Annotated in this window: 12 protein-coding genes; 4 read left to right on the forward strand and 8 right to left on the reverse strand. The window is 70.8% G+C overall.

Annotation, left to right across the window (positions count from 1 at the left end):
* Positions 1-262: 262 nt before the first annotated feature.
* The 5 genes from OCJ37_RS15145 to hflK all read right to left on the reverse strand — a co-directional run bounded on the left by OCJ37_RS15145 (position 263) and on the right by hflK (position 7,051).
* Positions 263-2,494, reverse strand: a complete 2,232-nt coding sequence (locus tag OCJ37_RS15145; RefSeq protein ID WP_263110555.1) for a diguanylate cyclase — start codon at positions 2,492-2,494, stop codon at positions 263-265.
* Between the two features lie 595 nt (positions 2,495-3,089).
* Positions 3,090-4,382, reverse strand: coding sequence for an adenylosuccinate synthase (locus OCJ37_RS15150; protein WP_263110556.1), 1,293 nt, complete (start codon positions 4,380-4,382; stop codon positions 3,090-3,092).
* A 252-nt stretch (positions 4,383-4,634) separates the two neighbouring features.
* The gene (locus OCJ37_RS15155) at positions 4,635-4,820 is read right to left on the reverse strand and encodes a DUF2065 domain-containing protein (RefSeq protein WP_263110557.1); all 186 of its coding nucleotides are present in this window, start codon (positions 4,818-4,820) and stop codon (positions 4,635-4,637) included.
* Positions 4,821-5,039: 219 nt separating this feature from the next.
* Positions 5,040-5,903: a protease modulator HflC gene (locus tag OCJ37_RS15160; protein WP_263110558.1), complete on the reverse strand. Its 864-nt coding sequence runs from the start codon at positions 5,901-5,903 to the stop codon at positions 5,040-5,042.
* Positions 5,900-7,051, reverse strand: coding sequence for an FtsH protease activity modulator HflK (gene hflK, locus OCJ37_RS15165; protein WP_263110560.1), 1,152 nt, complete (start codon positions 7,049-7,051; stop codon positions 5,900-5,902). The genes OCJ37_RS15160 and hflK overlap by 4 nt, the downstream gene beginning before the upstream one ends.
* 144 nt (positions 7,052-7,195) lie before the next feature.
* Here hflK and OCJ37_RS15170 point away from each other — a divergent pair, with 144 nt between their 5' ends.
* Both OCJ37_RS15170 and pilH read left to right on the forward strand, forming a co-directional pair.
* A complete protein-coding gene (locus tag OCJ37_RS15170; protein WP_263110561.1) occupies positions 7,196-8,200 on the forward strand; it encodes an acrylyl-CoA reductase family protein in 1,005 nt (334 codons plus the stop codon).
* 82 nt (positions 8,201-8,282) lie between these two features.
* Positions 8,283-8,657, forward strand: a complete 375-nt coding sequence (gene pilH, locus OCJ37_RS15175; protein WP_263110562.1) for a twitching motility response regulator PilH — start codon at positions 8,283-8,285, stop codon at positions 8,655-8,657.
* A 189-nt stretch (positions 8,658-8,846) separates the two neighbouring features.
* On the opposite strand, the gene OCJ37_RS15180 is transcribed toward pilH, so the two are convergent.
* A complete protein-coding gene (locus tag OCJ37_RS15180) occupies positions 8,847-9,731 on the reverse strand; it encodes a DnaJ C-terminal domain-containing protein (protein WP_263110563.1) in 885 nt (294 codons plus the stop codon).
* 136 nt (positions 9,732-9,867) lie between these two features.
* The gene (locus tag OCJ37_RS15185) at positions 9,868-10,335 is read right to left on the reverse strand and encodes an Hsp20/alpha crystallin family protein (RefSeq protein ID WP_263110564.1); all 468 of its coding nucleotides are present in this window, start codon (positions 10,333-10,335) and stop codon (positions 9,868-9,870) included.
* A gap of 167 nt (positions 10,336-10,502) precedes the next feature.
* Between OCJ37_RS15185 and OCJ37_RS15190 the strand changes: the two genes are divergently transcribed.
* Complete coding sequence (locus OCJ37_RS15190) at positions 10,503-10,985, forward strand: peroxiredoxin (protein WP_263110565.1); 483 nt, start codon at positions 10,503-10,505, stop codon at positions 10,983-10,985.
* 35 nt (positions 10,986-11,020) lie between these two features.
* Positions 11,021-11,596 carry a ferritin-like domain-containing protein gene (locus OCJ37_RS15195; protein WP_263110566.1) on the forward strand — a complete coding sequence of 192 codons (576 nt, stop codon included), beginning with the start codon at positions 11,021-11,023 and terminating at the stop codon, positions 11,594-11,596.
* A gap of 402 nt (positions 11,597-11,998) precedes the next feature.
* Here the strand turns inward: OCJ37_RS15195 and pbpC are convergent, their stop codons facing one another.
* Complete coding sequence (gene pbpC, locus OCJ37_RS15200) at positions 11,999-14,437, reverse strand: penicillin-binding protein 1C (protein ID WP_263110567.1); 2,439 nt, start codon at positions 14,435-14,437, stop codon at positions 11,999-12,001.
* Positions 14,438-14,534: the final 97 nt, after the last annotated feature.

Here is a 14,534-nt window from a genome sequence, read left to right on the forward strand (position 1 = left end):
CAGGATACCGAGGTGGCGCAACGATTGGCGCAGCCGCCTGGACCGGAGACAGCGGAGAATCAGGTCGCTCGCGGCGCTTTCGCACACCGCCGTTCGCATGCGGCCGCGGGAGACCGGGCGCACCGCGTCGCCGCGACAACCGTTGCCGAGGCGCAGGAGCGTGCAGGGGCGATGCGGCACCGCCGCGCGTTGCCGGCCGCAAGCGCATCCATGCGGCGCCCCACGCCGCCGCGGCCGCGATCGAATGCGCGGGCAGCGCGCCCTACTCCATCGTCCGCGCTGCGGCTCGGCTGTCCTCGCCGGTGCCGCCGCTCTGGCGCACGCGGCCCTGGGCCTGCAGCGCATCGAGGGAGAGGTCCGCGCCGGCATCGGCCGGCACCGACGCGTCGTGATCCAGGGCCAGCGCGACCCAGCGATCGCGGCCGGCATGCTTGGCGCGGTACAGCGCGGCGTCGGCGATGCGCAGGCTCAGCAGCCAGTCGCCGCCGGGCTGCGCCGGGAACAGGCTCGCGCCCATCGACACGGTGAGCGCGACCGCGCCGGTGGGGCGCAGCAGCGGCTCGGCCTGCAGGCGTTCGCGCAGGCGCTGGAACAGCACCGGCGCGTCTGCCAGGGTACCGCCTGGACAGAGCCACAGGAATTCCTCGCCGCCCCAACGGGCGATGACGTCGGAACCGCGTGCGCACTCGCGCAGCAGATCGCCCAGGTGCATCAGCGCATGGTCGCCGCCCTCGTGGCCGTGCAGGTCGTTGACGCGCTTGAAGTGGTCGATGTCCAGCAACGCCACCAGCAGCGGCTCGTGCGCCGCCGCCGGCGCGGCAGCGCGCGCCTGCAGCCAGGCCGTCACGTAGCGGCGGTTGCGCAGCCCGGTCAGCGCGTCCTCCTCGCTCTGGCGACGGATCGCCGCGTTGAGCTGCTCCAGTTCGCGGTGCTGGGCCTGGATCTCGCCGTTCTTGTGTGCCAGCTCGGCGTTGATGCGGCGGCGCGCACGCGCCTCGCGCACCGTCCAGGCGACGAACGCGGCCAGCGTCAGCAATGCGGCGAACAGGCCGTAGACGATGGTGCGCTGGCGCTGTTCGCGCGCCTGCAGTTGCGCGTAGGCGGCCTGTTCGGCGGCACGCGCGCGGCCGACCGCGGCCAGTTCGCTTTCCTTGCGCGCCAGGTCCACCGCCGATTCGAGTTCGGCGATGCGGGTCTTGGACTCCACGTTCACCGCGTCGTCGTTCACCTGTTTGTACTCGCGCATCAGCGCCAGCGCCTCGCGGCTGCGGCCGAGCGCGTCGAGGTTGTCGATCATGCGCGGGTACAGTTCCAGGCGCCGCGGCACGTTGTCCGACTGCGCGAACAGGGCGCGCGACCGTTCGAACTCGGTAGCGGCCGCCTCGCGCTCGCCGAGATCGGCCAACGTCACGCCGATGTTGGAATGGACGATGGCCGCCTCGCCGTTGTCGCCGTTCTCACCGCGCGTGCCGGCATCGATCGTGGCGGCCGCCTCGCGCAGCAGCGGCAGCGCCTCGCGCGGGCGTTGCTGCCGGCGCAACACGTTGGCGAGGTTGTTCAACGGGCCGGCCAGCGATGCGCCGCCTTCGGCGCGTGCGCTGGCCAGCGCCTGCCGGTAGATCGCCTCGGCGCGTTGCAGTTGGTCGGCGCCTTCGTAGGCCGAGCCGAGGTTGTTGAGCACATCCGAGCGCGCCAGTCCCTTGCGCGGGTTCGCGTCGTAGGCGGCCAGCGCACGCTGGCCATGGTCGATCGCCTTGGGCCATTCGTGGGCATAGACGAACAGGCCGGTGGCGTTGTGCAGCAAGGCCGGATCGGCCGGCTTGCCCAGCGCCTTGCCGACGCGCTCGACCTCCAGCAACGCGGCGATGGCATCGGGCAGCCGTCCCTGCTGTGCGGAGACGATGAAGACGATCTGGTTGGCGTTGTACTCGACCAGGTCCGGGTGGCGGCGGACCTTGGACAGCGCCAGGCGCGCGACCCGCAGCGCATCGTCCTGGTCGCCCATCCGGTAGTAGGACGCGGCGAGTTGCCGCCACAGCTCGGCGAGGGCAGGCTCCGCCGGCAGCGCGCGTTCGAGTTTGCCCATCTCGGTCTCGAGTTCGGCGATGCGCGCGGCGTCGCGGCTGTGCCAGATGGCGCCATTGAGTCGCTTGAGCAGGCGCAGCCGCTGCGGCGGCGACAGGTCGGTCCGCGCGCGCAGCGCCGAGCCGATGGCGACGACGCGTTCGGGGCGATTGGCCGCCGCGGCCGCCTCCACGAGTTCCAGGCCGAGCGCGACGCGGCCGGGCGCGTCGCCGCCGGCCTGCCAGGCGGGTTCGCCCAACCGCAGCGCCGCGGCGGGATCCTGCTTGCGCAGGTCCGCCACGCAGGCGGGCAGTTCCTGCGGCTGCGCGCAGGCCGGCGGCACCGGCTCCGTCGCGGCCCCCGCCGGCAGCGCAAGCGCGACCGACCACAGCAGCGCGCCGAGCGGCTGCCAAACGAAACGACTGCGCACTGCTGCTCTCCCCGGATCCTGCGGCGCACGGGGTCGGACCTGTGCCATTCCGCCATTGACGTGATGCGCTGGACCGTGTCGCTGCACTACCACCACGCCAGCCTGTTGGCCCATTAGCGGCGACAGTGCGCTTTTCTTGAGCGCGACCGGCACCGGCACAAGGCGCCATGCCACGCCACCGGCGGGCGCGTCGCCTGCCCTGCCGGTTGCCGCGGCACACCTCGCGGGCAGCCAGGCGTGCCCGGGCGACGACGGACACGACGCCCCCGCCGCGGCGGGGCCTTGCGCGTTGCGGACCGTTTGCCGCGGCTCGCGCAAGCGGGCACGCACCGGGACGCGCGACGGCACGGTTGCGCATCGCCCATCTGCGGCATTTCGTACAAGGACGCACGGGGCCAGGAGCGCCCCTGCTCGAGCGCCCGCGCGTGCAGCGCCATGCGCTTCGCGCCTTGGCTCCACGGCGCAGTCCTGCTGCCGCTTCCGGAAGATGCAGCCTCCGCGCCTGAGCCGTGCGCGCAGCGCATTGCCCAAACGAGAAAGGCCCCTTGCGGGGCCTCTCTGCACGACAGGTCCCGGCATGCGCCGGGACGCCGGATCAGGCGAACGGATCCTGCAGCACCATCGTGTGGTCGCGGTCCGGGCCGGTGGAGACGATCGAGATCGGGCAGCCGGCCAGTTCCTCCAGCGCGCGCAGGTAGGCGCGGGCGGCGGCGGGCAGCTTGTCCCACTCGGTGATGCCGTGGGTGTTCTCGGTCCAGCCCGGGAACTCCAGGTACACCGGGGTGCACTCTTCCCAGCCCTGCGCGTCCAGCGGGGCGTACTCGGTGCGCTTGCCGCGGTACTCGTAGGCGATGCAGATCTTCAGCTTCTCCATGCCGTCGAGCACGTCGAGCTTGGTGATGCACAGGCCGGAGATGCCGTTGATGGCCACGGCGCGCTTGAGCGCGACGATGTCCATCCAGCCGCAGCGGCGCGGGCGGCCGGTGGAGGCGCCGTACTCGGCGCCGCGGTCGCGGATGCCCTGGCCGACTTCGTCGTCCAGCTCGGTCGGGAACGGGCCGCCGCCGACGCGCGTGGCGTAGGCCTTGGCGATGCCGAGCACGTAGTCGATGGCATCGGCGCCGACGCCGGTGCCGGCCAGCGCGCCGCCGACGGTGGTGTTGGAGCTGGTGACGTACGGGTAGGTGCCGTGGTCGATGTCCAGCAACGCGCCCTGCGCGCCTTCGAACAGCACGCGCTTGCCCTGCTTGCGCAGGTCGTGGAGGATGCCGGCCACGTCGTACTTCATCGGCTGCACGTACTCGCCGAAGGCCAGCGCTTCGTCGAAGGTCTTCTGGAAATCGACCGCGTCCACGCCCAGGTACTTGGTCAGCACGAAGTTGTGGTAGTCCAGCGCGGTGCGCAGCAGTTCTTCCAGCTGCGGCGGGTAATGCAGGTCGGCGATGCGGATGCCGCGGCGCGCCACCTTGTCTTCGTACGCGGGGCCGATGCCGCGGCCGGTGGTGCCGATGGCCTTGCCGCCGGCGGCCTTCTCGCGGGCCTGATCCAGGGCGATGTGGTACGGCATGATCAGCGGCGCGGCCGGGGAGATCTTCAGGCGCGAACGCACTTCCACGCCGGAGGTTTCCAGCTCCTCGATTTCCTTGCGCAGCGCGGCCGGCGAGATCACCACGCCGTTGCCGATCAGGCACAGCGCGTCTTCGCGCAGGATGCCGGACGGGATCAGGTGCAGGACGGTCTTCTTGCCGTTGATGACGAGGGTATGGCCGGCGTTGTGGCCGCCCTGGAAGCGCACGACGGCGCCGATTTCCTCGGTGAGCAGATCGACGATCTTGCCTTTGCCTTCATCGCCCCACTGGGCGCCGAGCACGACTACTGACTGACCCATGGCTGGGTAACTCCTGGTTTGCTGCGCGGCCATCGGGGCCGCACGGGTATGGTGGCCATGCAGGGGCAGCTGGCGATACCGGCGGCCGCTCCATCGGGGAGCGTCCAGGCGGCGACAGGCCCCTACACGGAAAAAGCCGGTCGAGACGCTCGCATGGAGCGGGCCCGGCCGGCTTTTGTGCATTATCCGGGTTTTGGGTGACCGTCACCACCCCCTGCGGCGACGCGTTCAGCGGACGCGGGACGGCGCGGCTCAGCCGCGGACCCACCACAGGGCGAGCAGCCCCACCGCCAGCGCCACGCCGCCGGCGATCCGCAGCTGCGCCGCCGGCATGGCCAGCATCTGCTGCACCAGGCGCTTCCAGGCGTCCGGCGCGACCAGCAGGAACAATCCCTCGAAGATGACGACCAGGCACACGGCGGCGATCAGATCGTGCATGGGAGTTCTCGCGGTAAGGGGCGGATGAGTGAGCGCAGCAGGGTGGCGCTCCGCAACCTGTAGGAGCGGCTTTAGCCGCGACGGGCTTTCTCCGGAACACCTGTCGCGGCTAAAGCCGCTCCTACAAGGGCCGCACGCAAGATGCGGCTACCCTTGCCGAACGGGGAATCAGGACCCGCTCTTGCGAATCCCGAATCTCCAATCCCAAATCCCGGCCTCTCAGCGCTCGCTCTTCAGGTACTGCAGGAACGGATCGTTCTTGTCCAGCACGATCACCGCGTTGCCGTCGGCCATCGCGCCGCGATAGGCCTCCAGGCTGCGGTAGAACGCGTAGAACGACGGGTCGGCGGAGCCGGCCTTGCCGTAGATGCTGGCGGCCTGCGCATCGCCCTCGCCGCGCAGCTTCTGCGCGTCGCGCTCGGCCTCGGCGACCAGCACGGTGCTCTCGCGGTCGGCCTGGGCACGGATGGTCAGCGCCTGCTCCTCGCCCTCGGCGCGCAGCTTGCTGGCTTCCTGCTTGCGCTGCGCGCGCATGCGTTCGTACACGTCGGTGATCACCTGGCTGTCGGTCGGCAGGTCGATCTGCTTGATGCGCAGGTCGGTGATCTGCATGCCCAGGGTCTTGCCGCCGGCATTGATCGCCTTCAACTGCTGCGCGATCAGCTCGCTGCGGTCGCCGGAGACCAGCTGCTGCAGGGTGCGCGCGTTGATCTGGTTGCGCAGCGAATCGATGATGATCGGCGCCAGGCGCGCGTTGGCCACCTTCTCGTCGCCGCCTGTGGCGCGGTAGAAGGCGCGCACGTCGGAGATGTAGCCGATGGCGAAGAAGTCGACGCTGACGTCCTTCTGCTCGGCGGTGAAGTAGCGCGCCGGCGGCGTGTCCAGCACCTGGAAACGGCGGTCGAACACGCGCGCGGTCTCCACCAGCGGCAGCTTGAAGTGCAGGCCCGGCTTGAGGTCGGCGCGGACCACGCGGCCCAGGTTGAGCACCATCGCGGTCTGGTCCTCGCGCACCACGAACACCGAGCTGAGCAGCGCGAACAACGCGACCACCGCAACGCCCGCCCACAGGGAAATTCTCATCGCTGCACCTCCTCACGGCCGTTCGGGCGCGGGCTGCGCTCCGGACTGCGGATACTCTCGGCCGGGCTGCTGGACAGCGACGGCATCAGGACCTCCTGCGGCAGCGTCGGCACGCCGCCGCTGTTGGACGCCGGCGGCGCGGCGCTGCCGGCGCTCTTGCCGCCGTCGGCCGGCATCGGCACGTAGATCAGCTGGCGGCCGTCGCCGCCGATGACCTTGCGGTTCTCGGCCAGCACCTTCTGCACCGTCTCCAGCCACAGCCGCTTGCGGGTGACCTCCGGCGCGTTCTGGTACTGCTGCTGCAGCAGGGTGAAGCGCTCGGCGTCGCCCTGCGCGCGGGCGATGGAGGCTTCCTTGTAGCCCTCGGCCACGGTGCGGGTGCGCGCGGCCTGGCCGCGGGCTTCCGGCACCACCTTGGCGGCGTAGGCCTGGGCCTCGTTGATCAGCCGCTCCTTGACCTGCTGGGCGCCGTTGACCTCGTCGAAGGCCGGCTTCACTTCTTCCGGCGGGCGCGCGTCGGGCAGGGTCAGCCCGGTCACGATCAGGCCGGTGCGGTAGGCGCTGAGCGCGGCCTGCAGCCGCTCGCGGGCGGCGGTGGCCATCGGCCCGCGGTTGTTCAGCACCACGTTGAGGTCGGCGCGGCCGACCTGCTCGCGCACCGCGCTCTGCGCGGCCTGCTCCAGCACCTGGTCGGCGTTGCGCGAGCCGAACACGTACATGCGCGGGTCGTCGATGCGGTACTGCACGTTGAGTGAGACGCTGACGATGTTCTCGTCACGGGTCAGCACCGGCACCTGGTTGCTGAAGGTCTTGATCTCGGTGGCGTTGACCTTGCGCACCGACTCGATCGGCCACGGCAGCTTGAAGTTCGGGCCCGGCTGCAGGATCCGCGAGAACTGGCCGAAGCGCAGCACCACGCCGCGCTGCTGCTCGCCGATCAGCTGGAAGCTGCTGAACAGCAGCAACAGCACCGCGCCGCCCAGCACCCAGCGGCCGATGTTGCCGCCGTCGCCGCCGAACAAGTCCTTCAAGGGCCCGGGCATCCCGCCCCACCTGCCGCCGCCATTGCCGCCACGCGGCTTCCAGGGATTGCGCCCGTGATTGTCCGGGCCATCTGTGCCCTTGCCGCCGGGTGTATTCCAGGCCATGCATGCTCCAAGAAGGAAAGGTGGCGGCGCGTCGGTCCGCGCCGGTCACCGTAAGTGAGTCGCCGATTCTACAAGATGGGGCAGATCGGACGTTTCGAAAGGGCTATCTTGGTGCATTCCTTCGTGCCAACCAAGGTGTTTGCCATGTCCGTCCCCGCCCGCTTCCCCGCCTTCCGCATCCACCAGGACGACGCCGGCTACCGTGCCGCGGTCGAGCCGGTGGGGCTGGACCAGCTCAGCCCGGGCGAAGTGGTGATCCGCGGCGCCTGGTCGTCGGTGAACTTCAAGGACGCGCTGGCCGGCACCGGCCAGGGCAAGATCCTGCGCCGCTTCCCGCTGGTCGGCGGCATCGACGTGGCCGGGCACGTGGTGGCCTCGACCGACCCGGGGTTCAAGGAGGGCGACGCGGTGCTGGTCACCGGCTGCGGCCTGAGCGAGACCCGCGACGGCGGCTACAGCCAGTACGCGCGGCTGGAGGCCAAGTGGGTGGTGCCGCTGCCGGCCGGGCTGAGCCTGCGCGAGAGCATGGTGCTGGGCACCGCCGGCTTCACCGCGGCGCTGGCGCTGCTGCGCCTGCTCGACAACCGGCAGACCCCGGACCACGGCCCGCTGTGCGTGACCGGCGCCACCGGCGGGGTCGGCTCGCTGGCGATCGACATCTTCAGCCGCGCCGGCTTCGAGGTGCATGCGGTCAGCGGCAAGGCCGACCGCGTCGAGCACCTGAAGGCGCTGGGCGCCAGCCAGGTGCTGGGGCGCGAGGCGCTGCAGAGCAAGCGCCCGCTGGAATCGGTGCGCTTCGGCGGCGGCCTGGACAACGTCGGCGGGGCGATGCTGACCAGCCTGCTGGCGCAGACGGCGCCGTACGGCAACGTCGCCAGCGCCGGCCTGGCGGCCACCCCGGGGCTGGACATGACGGTGATGCCGTTCATCCTGCGCGGCGTGTCGCTGCTGGGCATCGGCTCGGCCGGCACCGCGCGCGACCTGCGCGACCGCATCTGGCAGCACTTGGGTAGCGACTGGAAGCCGCGCCACCTGGAGGCGATCTGCACCCGCGAGGTGGACCTGTCCGGGCTGCCGGAGGTGTTCGCGACGATGCTGGCCGGGCAGTCGTTCGGGCGCACCGTGGTGCGGCTGGATCCGGCCGCGTAGACGCGGCCCGGGGTTTGTGACGCGCACCGCTTTCCGGGTGCGCGGCGCTGCCACTACACTCGTGCTTCCAAGGGGGAAACACATGGCACGCATCCTGATCGTCGACGATTCGCCGTCGCAGCTGCTCGGCATCCAGCGCATCGTCGAGAAGCTGGGCCACGAGACGCTCACCGCCACCGACGGCGCGGCCGGGGTGGAAGCGGCCAAGGCGGCGCTGCCGGATCTGGTGCTGATGGACGTGGTGATGCCCAACCTCAACGGGTTCCAGGCCACCCGCACCCTGCGCCGCGAGCCGAGCACGCAGAACATCCCGGTGATCCTGGTCACCACCAAGGACCAGGACACCGACCGCATGTGGGGCATGCGCCAGGGCGCCCGCGCCTACATCACCAAGCCGTTCTCCGAGGACGAGCTGTCGGAGGTGATCGAGCGGGTGTTCAGCGGCGAGGGGCGCTGAGGGGCCGGGATTGGGGATTGGGGGATTCGGGTTGGGAAGCCGGGGCTAGCCTGCGCTGCCGGCCCCGCGCTTTTTGTGGAGGGCTTCGGCCCCGGCGCATTGCCGGGAAGGCGTCGGGGCCGAAGCCCCTCCCACAGCGGTGGGAAACTCACCGAATCCCCAATCCCGGCATCCCGCCATCCCGGCCCCTCAGACCGCCTCGCCGAACGCCTTGGCCAGATTCCGGTACGCCTTGCGCTGCGCTTCGGTCTCCGGCGCCGGCGCCAGCACTTCCAGTTCGACGATCTGGTCGCCCTGCTGGGTACCGGGCAGGCCGCGGCCGCGCAGGCGCAGCTTGCGCCCGGCGTCGGAGTCCGGCGGGATCTTCAGCTCCACCGCGCCGCCCAGGGTCGGCACGCTGATGCTGGTGCCCAGCGCCGCCTGCCACGGGGTCACCGGCAGCGTGTACAGGATGTTGAGCCCGTCCACCTCGAACTGCGGGTGCGCGGCGTATTCGATCTCCAGCAGCAGGTTGCTGCCGCCGTTGCCCTGCCCGCTCAGCCGGATCACCTGGCCCGGGCGCACGCCCTTGGGCACGCGCACGTCCAGCTGCTTGCCGTTGATGGTGATGCGCACGCTGTCGCCGCTGTAGACCGCCTCCAGCGGCACCGCCAGCTTGGCGCGGGTATCGCCGCGCGGCGCCGCGCCCGGGCCCGGGCCGGGACCGCCCTGGCGCGCGCGCTGCTGGCGCGCGAACAGGCTCTCGAAGAAATCGCTGAAGCCGCCGCCGGCGCCGCCGTTGCCGAACACTTCCTCGAAGTCGAAGCCCTGCGCGCCGCCGTAGTTGGGCGGCGCGTGGAACTCCTCGCCCGGGCGGTAGCCCTGCGCGCGCAACTGGTCGTAGGCCGTGCGTTTCTGCGGGTCGCGCAGCGCCTCGTAGGCTTCGTTGATCGCCTTGAACTTGTCCTCGGCGCCGGCCTCCTTGCTGACGTCGGGATGGTATTTGCGCGCCAGCCGCCGGTACGCGGTCTTGATCTCGGCGTCGCCCGCGCTGGGCTCCACGCCCAGGGTGGCGTAGTAATCCTTGAATTCCATCCATCACCTCAAAAAGAGTCGGCCCGCCGCCTTGCGGCAACGGGCCGGTTGCATGCTGCGCACCATCGCCCGGCCATTCTACCGGCCGGCCGCGAAGGCGCGGCGACGCCATGGCGCCGCCGCCGCGGGCGGGCGCTTACTGCACGATCGTGGCCCCGGTGTCGACCTGGATCCGGCGCGGCGTGCTCGCCGGGCGCTTGGGGATGCGCACTTCCAGCACGCCATGGTAGCCACTGGCGGAGATGTTGTCGGGATCGGCGCTGTCGGGCAGCGCGAAGCGGCGGTGGAAGCTGCCGTAGCGGCGTTCGACGCGCGAGAAGCGCTCGCTGTCGGCGGTGGATTCGCTCTTGCGCTCGCCCTTGATCGACAGGATGCCCTTGTCCATCGACACCTCGATCTCCGACGGGTCGATGCCGGGCAGGTCGGCGTACAGCACGAAGCGCTCGGCCTCCTCCTTGATGTCCACGCGCGGCACCCACTGCGCGGTGACGACGGCCGATTCGTCGGTGCCGCCGTTGGGGTCGAAGAAGCGGTCGAACACCTGCTTGATCTCGTTCTGGAACGCGGCCTGGGCCGGCAACTGGCGATAACGGACGATGCTCATCGTAGTCTCCTGCAACGTGAATTGAGGTAACCCTGACGGGTGGTGGGCGGTGGCGGGCCGGGCCCGCCGCCATGCCTGCCAGATAGGAATGGGCCCGCGCTTTTCAAGGGCCTTGACGCTGCCTTTCCATGCCGATTCCTAGACTCGGTTCACCCAAGGAGCCCGACATGTCCATCCAGCCCGGCGATCGCATTCCCGAAGTGGTCCTGCAGCGCATCCGCGAGGGTGTGGAGCAGGTGGACACGCGCAGCCTGTTCGACGGCCGCCGCGCGCTGCTGTTCGCGGTGCCCGGCGCGTTCACCCCGACCTGCTCGGAGAAGCACCTGCCCGGTTACGTGGAGCACTTCGAGGAATTCCGCAAGCGCGGCATCGAGGTGTACTGCATGGCGGTCAACGACCCGTTCGTGATGCAGGCCTGGGGCAAGAGCCAACTGGTGCCCGACGGCCTGCAGATGCTGTCCGACGGCAACGGCGACCTGGCCAAGGCGCTGGGCCTGGAAATGGACGCCAGCAGCTACGGCATGGGCGTGCGGGCGCGGCGCTTCGCGCTGTACGCCGACGACGGCGTGGTGCGCGCGCTGTTCGTCGAGGCGCCGGGCGAATTCAAGGTGTCCGCCGCCGACTACGTGCTGCAGCACCTTCCCGACTGACATCCCTTTTCCCACCACACAGGAACCGGCCAGCCATGTCCAATCAGCCAGCCAACGACGCCAAGCCGCTGCAGAACACCGCCGGCCTCACCGATACCGCCACGCTGCGCGCCAACGCCCGCCAGAGCATCGAGGACGGCGCGATCACCAAGAGCTACAGCGCCGATCGCGAGGCGGTGATCAAGCTGCTCAACGATGCGCTCGCCACCGAATACGTGTGCGTGCTGCGCTACTACCGCCACTACTTCATGGCCTCGGGCATGCTCGCCGATTCGGTCAAGGCCGAGTTCCTGGAGCACGCGCAGCAGGAGCAGGAACACGCGCACAAGCTGGCCGAGCGCATCGTGCAGCTGGGCGGCGAACCGGACCTCAATCCCGACACCCTGACCGCGCGCTCGCACGCCGAATACAAGGAAGGCGAGGACCTGCGCGACATGGTCAAGGAGAACCTGATCGCCGAGCGCATCGCCATCGACAGCTACCGCGAGATGATCAACTTCGTCGGCGACAAGGACACCACCACCAAGCGCATCCTGGAGCAGATCCTGGCCCAGGAGGAAGAGCACGCCGACGAGTTCTCGGACATGCTGGAAGGATGGATCGGGAAGTAACCGCCCGGTCGTACGCGATGCAATCCAGCGCCCGGCACTCGCCGGGCGCTTTTTTTGGTGGCGACCGCGGCGGGATTCGCCGGTAACGCCTTCGCGGCCGAACAGGATCGCGCGTCCGCATGACGCGCCGAGCACCCGCTCCATGTAGGAGCGGCTTCAGCCGCGACAGGATCCATCCGCAAGGCATTGGTCGCGGCTGAAGCCGCTCCTACAGAAGGCGCAAGCCCGAGAAGGCTCTTCCCGATGGAGCCGCGCGGGACGCACATCTGTAGGAGCGACTTCAGTCGCGACGGGCGTTACCGGCAAAGCCCGTCGCGACTGAAGTCGCTCCCACGACACACCTGCGACTGCAAGCAGCAAGGTCGAACGCTCCACATCCCGCGTCGCGCAATGCACGCGCACTCAATGCAACACCCGGAACCGCACCTGGGTCCAGGCGCCGTTGCTGGCCAGCGCGGTCAGGGTGTGTTCGCCGGCCTCGGCGAAATCGCGCTGGAAGTTGCGCGCGCCCTCGGTGCGGGCGATCCAGCGCCCGTCCAGCAGCCAGTCCACCGGCGCGGTGGTGCCCAGCGCGCGCACCTGCAGGCGCACACTGGGGCTGCCCGGCGCGCGCGCCAGGGTGGCGCGGTCGTTGAGCCCTTCGATGCGCAGCACGTCGTTGCCGCCGCGGCCGTCGTCGCGGCAGTCGGGCGCCAGCGCCGGCAACTGCCCGGCCTGGCGTTCGCTGGCATGCAGCCACGGCGTCAGCAGCGCCGGCCAGCGCGCGATCTCGCGCTGCACCGCCTGGTGCGGCCGCGCGCAGTCGGGCGACAGGCGCAGGCCGCTGCGCGCGTCCACCTGCACCGTGTCGCGGCCGGCGCTCCACAGCCGCGCGTCGCGCTCGGCGAAGGTCGGCGGCACCGCGCCGTCCAGCGCGTAGGCGGCGAAGCGCCGCTGGCACAGGGCGGGCGGGGTCTGTTCGGCGGCGATGCCCAGCGGCCAGCACACGTCCAGCTGCTGCACGTTGGCCGGCATCGGCCGCGGCGCGTTGTCGCCGCGCGCGCGCGGCAGGCTGTCGATGGTCTCGAACATCAGCGGCAGCGCGGTCACCGCGCCGTACTGGCCTGGCAGCGGGGTGCCGTCCGGGCGCCCGACCCAGACCCCGACCGTGTAGCGGCGGGTGCTGCCGATCGCCCAGGCATCGCGGTAGCCGTAGCTGGTGCCGGTCTTCCACGCCACCCGCGGGCGGGTGCCGACGTCGAAGGTGCCGACGCCGTAGCCGGGGCGCGGATTGGCCTCCAGGATCTCGCGCACGATCCAGGCCGCGCCGGGCGACATCAGCCGCCGGTCGATGGCCTTGTCGGCCGGGGTATAGCGCACGTGCCCGGCGATGCCGTCGCGATTGAGCGCGGCGAAGGCGCCGACCAGTTCCTCCAGCTGCGCGCCGGTGCCGCCGAGGATCAGCGCCAGGTTCGGGGTGCTGCCGCGCGGGAACTTCAGGCCGATGCCGGCGTTGTTCAGGCGCGCGGCGAAGCGCGCCGGCCCAACCCGTTCCAGCAGGTCCACCGCCGGCACGTTCAGCGACAGGCGCAGGGCGCTGGCCGCGCCGACCGGGCCGTTGAACGCCTCGTCGAAATTGCCCGGGCGGTAGTCGCCGAAGCTCTGCGGCGCGTCCACCAGCAGGCTCTCCGAATGGATCAGACCATCGTCCAGGGCCATGCCGTACAGGAACGGCTTGAGCGTGGAGCCGGGCGAACGCCAGGCCTGCACCATGTCCACGTCGCCGAGCCGCTTGCGGTCGCCGAACGTCACCGAGCCGATGTAGGCGCGCGCCTGCAGGTCGCGGTTGTCCACCACCAGCAGCGCGGCGGAGGTGCGCTCGGGCAATTGCGAGAAATACGCGCTGACCCGGTCCTCCAGGGTGCGCTGCAGGTCGGCGTCGATGGTCGAGACGATGTGCGCGGCGCGCGGCGACTGCCGGCGCAGGCGCTCGGCCAGCAGCGCGGCATGCATCGGCGATTGCAGCGAACGCGCCACCACCGGTTCGATGCGCGCATCGTCCACCTGCGCGCGCGACCATACGTGCAGGTCGACCATGCGCTCGAGCACCTTGTCGCGCGCCGCGCGCGCGGCTTCCGGATGCCGGTCCGGGCGCAGCCGGCTCGGCGCCTGCGGCAGCACCGCCAGCAGCGCCGCCTCGGCCTGCGACAGGCGCGCGGCCGGCTTGCCCAGGTAGGCCCAGCTCGCCGCCTCCACGCCCTCGATGGTGCCGCCGTACGGCGCGCGCTCCAGGTACAGCTGCAGGATCTGGCGCTTGCTCAGGTGCACTTCCAGCTGCAGCGCGCGCAGCAGCTGCTGCAGCTTGCCCAGCGGGCTGCGCGTACTGACGTTGTCCGGCATCAAGATCCGCGCCACTTGCATGGTCAGGGTGGAACCGCCGGAGACGATGCGGCGCGAGAACGCCCACTGCTTGCCGGCGCGCAGCAGCGCCCACGGATTGACCCCGGGATGGTGCCAGAACCAGCGGTCCTCGTAGTTCAGCAGCGCCTGCAGGTACAGCGGGGAAACGCTTTGTGGCGTGGCCGGATAGCGCCACACGCCATCGCCGTCGGCGAAGGCGCGCAGCGGCGTGCCGTCGGCGGCCACCACCAGGGTCGAGGTGTCGCGCGATTTCGGCAGCGGCAACGGGAACGCCAGGTCCAGCAGCAACAGCGTGGCCAGCAACGCGGCCGTGCCCCAGCGCAGCACGCGCCACTGCGGCATGCCCCAACGCAGCCGGCCCCGATGCAGCCTGGGCAGCAGGCGCGCCCCGCGCCAGCTGCGCCGCGCGGTGCGCGTGGCGGCGGTCTCGTCCTGCGACATGCTTGCTCCCGATGGAAGCGGCTATTTTGCCTGTTGCGGCGGCGACGTGGCGACGTGGCGCGCGCGGCGTTCGTCGAGGCCGGCGAACCGAGCCTGC

It is taken from the genome of Xanthomonas sp. AM6 (genome assembly GCF_025665335.1).
Classification (GTDB): domain Bacteria; phylum Pseudomonadota; class Gammaproteobacteria; order Xanthomonadales; family Xanthomonadaceae; genus Xanthomonas_A.

Bases quoted from the DNA above. Each gene is read 5' to 3' on its own strand.
- OCJ37_RS15160 (WP_263110558.1), bottom strand. From the start codon at position 5,903: ATGAGAATTTCCCTGTGGGCGGGCGTTGCGGTGGTCGCGTTGTTCGCG.
- pilH (WP_263110562.1), top strand. From the start codon at position 8,283: ATGGCACGCATCCTGATCGTCGACGATTCGCCGTCGCAGCTGCTCGGC.
- hflK (WP_263110560.1), bottom strand. From the start codon at position 7,051: ATGGCCTGGAATACACCCGGCGGCAAGGGCACAGATGGCCCGGACAAT.
- OCJ37_RS15180 (WP_263110563.1), bottom strand. From the start codon at position 9,731: ATGGAATTCAAGGATTACTACGCCACCCTGGGCGTGGAGCCCAGCGCG.
- OCJ37_RS15155 (WP_263110557.1), bottom strand. From the start codon at position 4,820: ATGCACGATCTGATCGCCGCCGTGTGCCTGGTCGTCATCTTCGAGGGA.
- OCJ37_RS15185 (WP_263110564.1), bottom strand. From the start codon at position 10,335: ATGAGCATCGTCCGTTATCGCCAGTTGCCGGCCCAGGCCGCGTTCCAG.
- OCJ37_RS15195 (WP_263110566.1), top strand. From the start codon at position 11,021: ATGTCCAATCAGCCAGCCAACGACGCCAAGCCGCTGCAGAACACCGCC.
- pbpC (WP_263110567.1), bottom strand. From the start codon at position 14,437: ATGTCGCAGGACGAGACCGCCGCCACGCGCACCGCGCGGCGCAGCTGG.
- OCJ37_RS15170 (WP_263110561.1), top strand. From the start codon at position 7,196: ATGTCCGTCCCCGCCCGCTTCCCCGCCTTCCGCATCCACCAGGACGAC.
- OCJ37_RS15150 (WP_263110556.1), bottom strand. From the start codon at position 4,382: ATGGGTCAGTCAGTAGTCGTGCTCGGCGCCCAGTGGGGCGATGAAGGC.
- OCJ37_RS15190 (WP_263110565.1), top strand. From the start codon at position 10,503: ATGTCCATCCAGCCCGGCGATCGCATTCCCGAAGTGGTCCTGCAGCGC.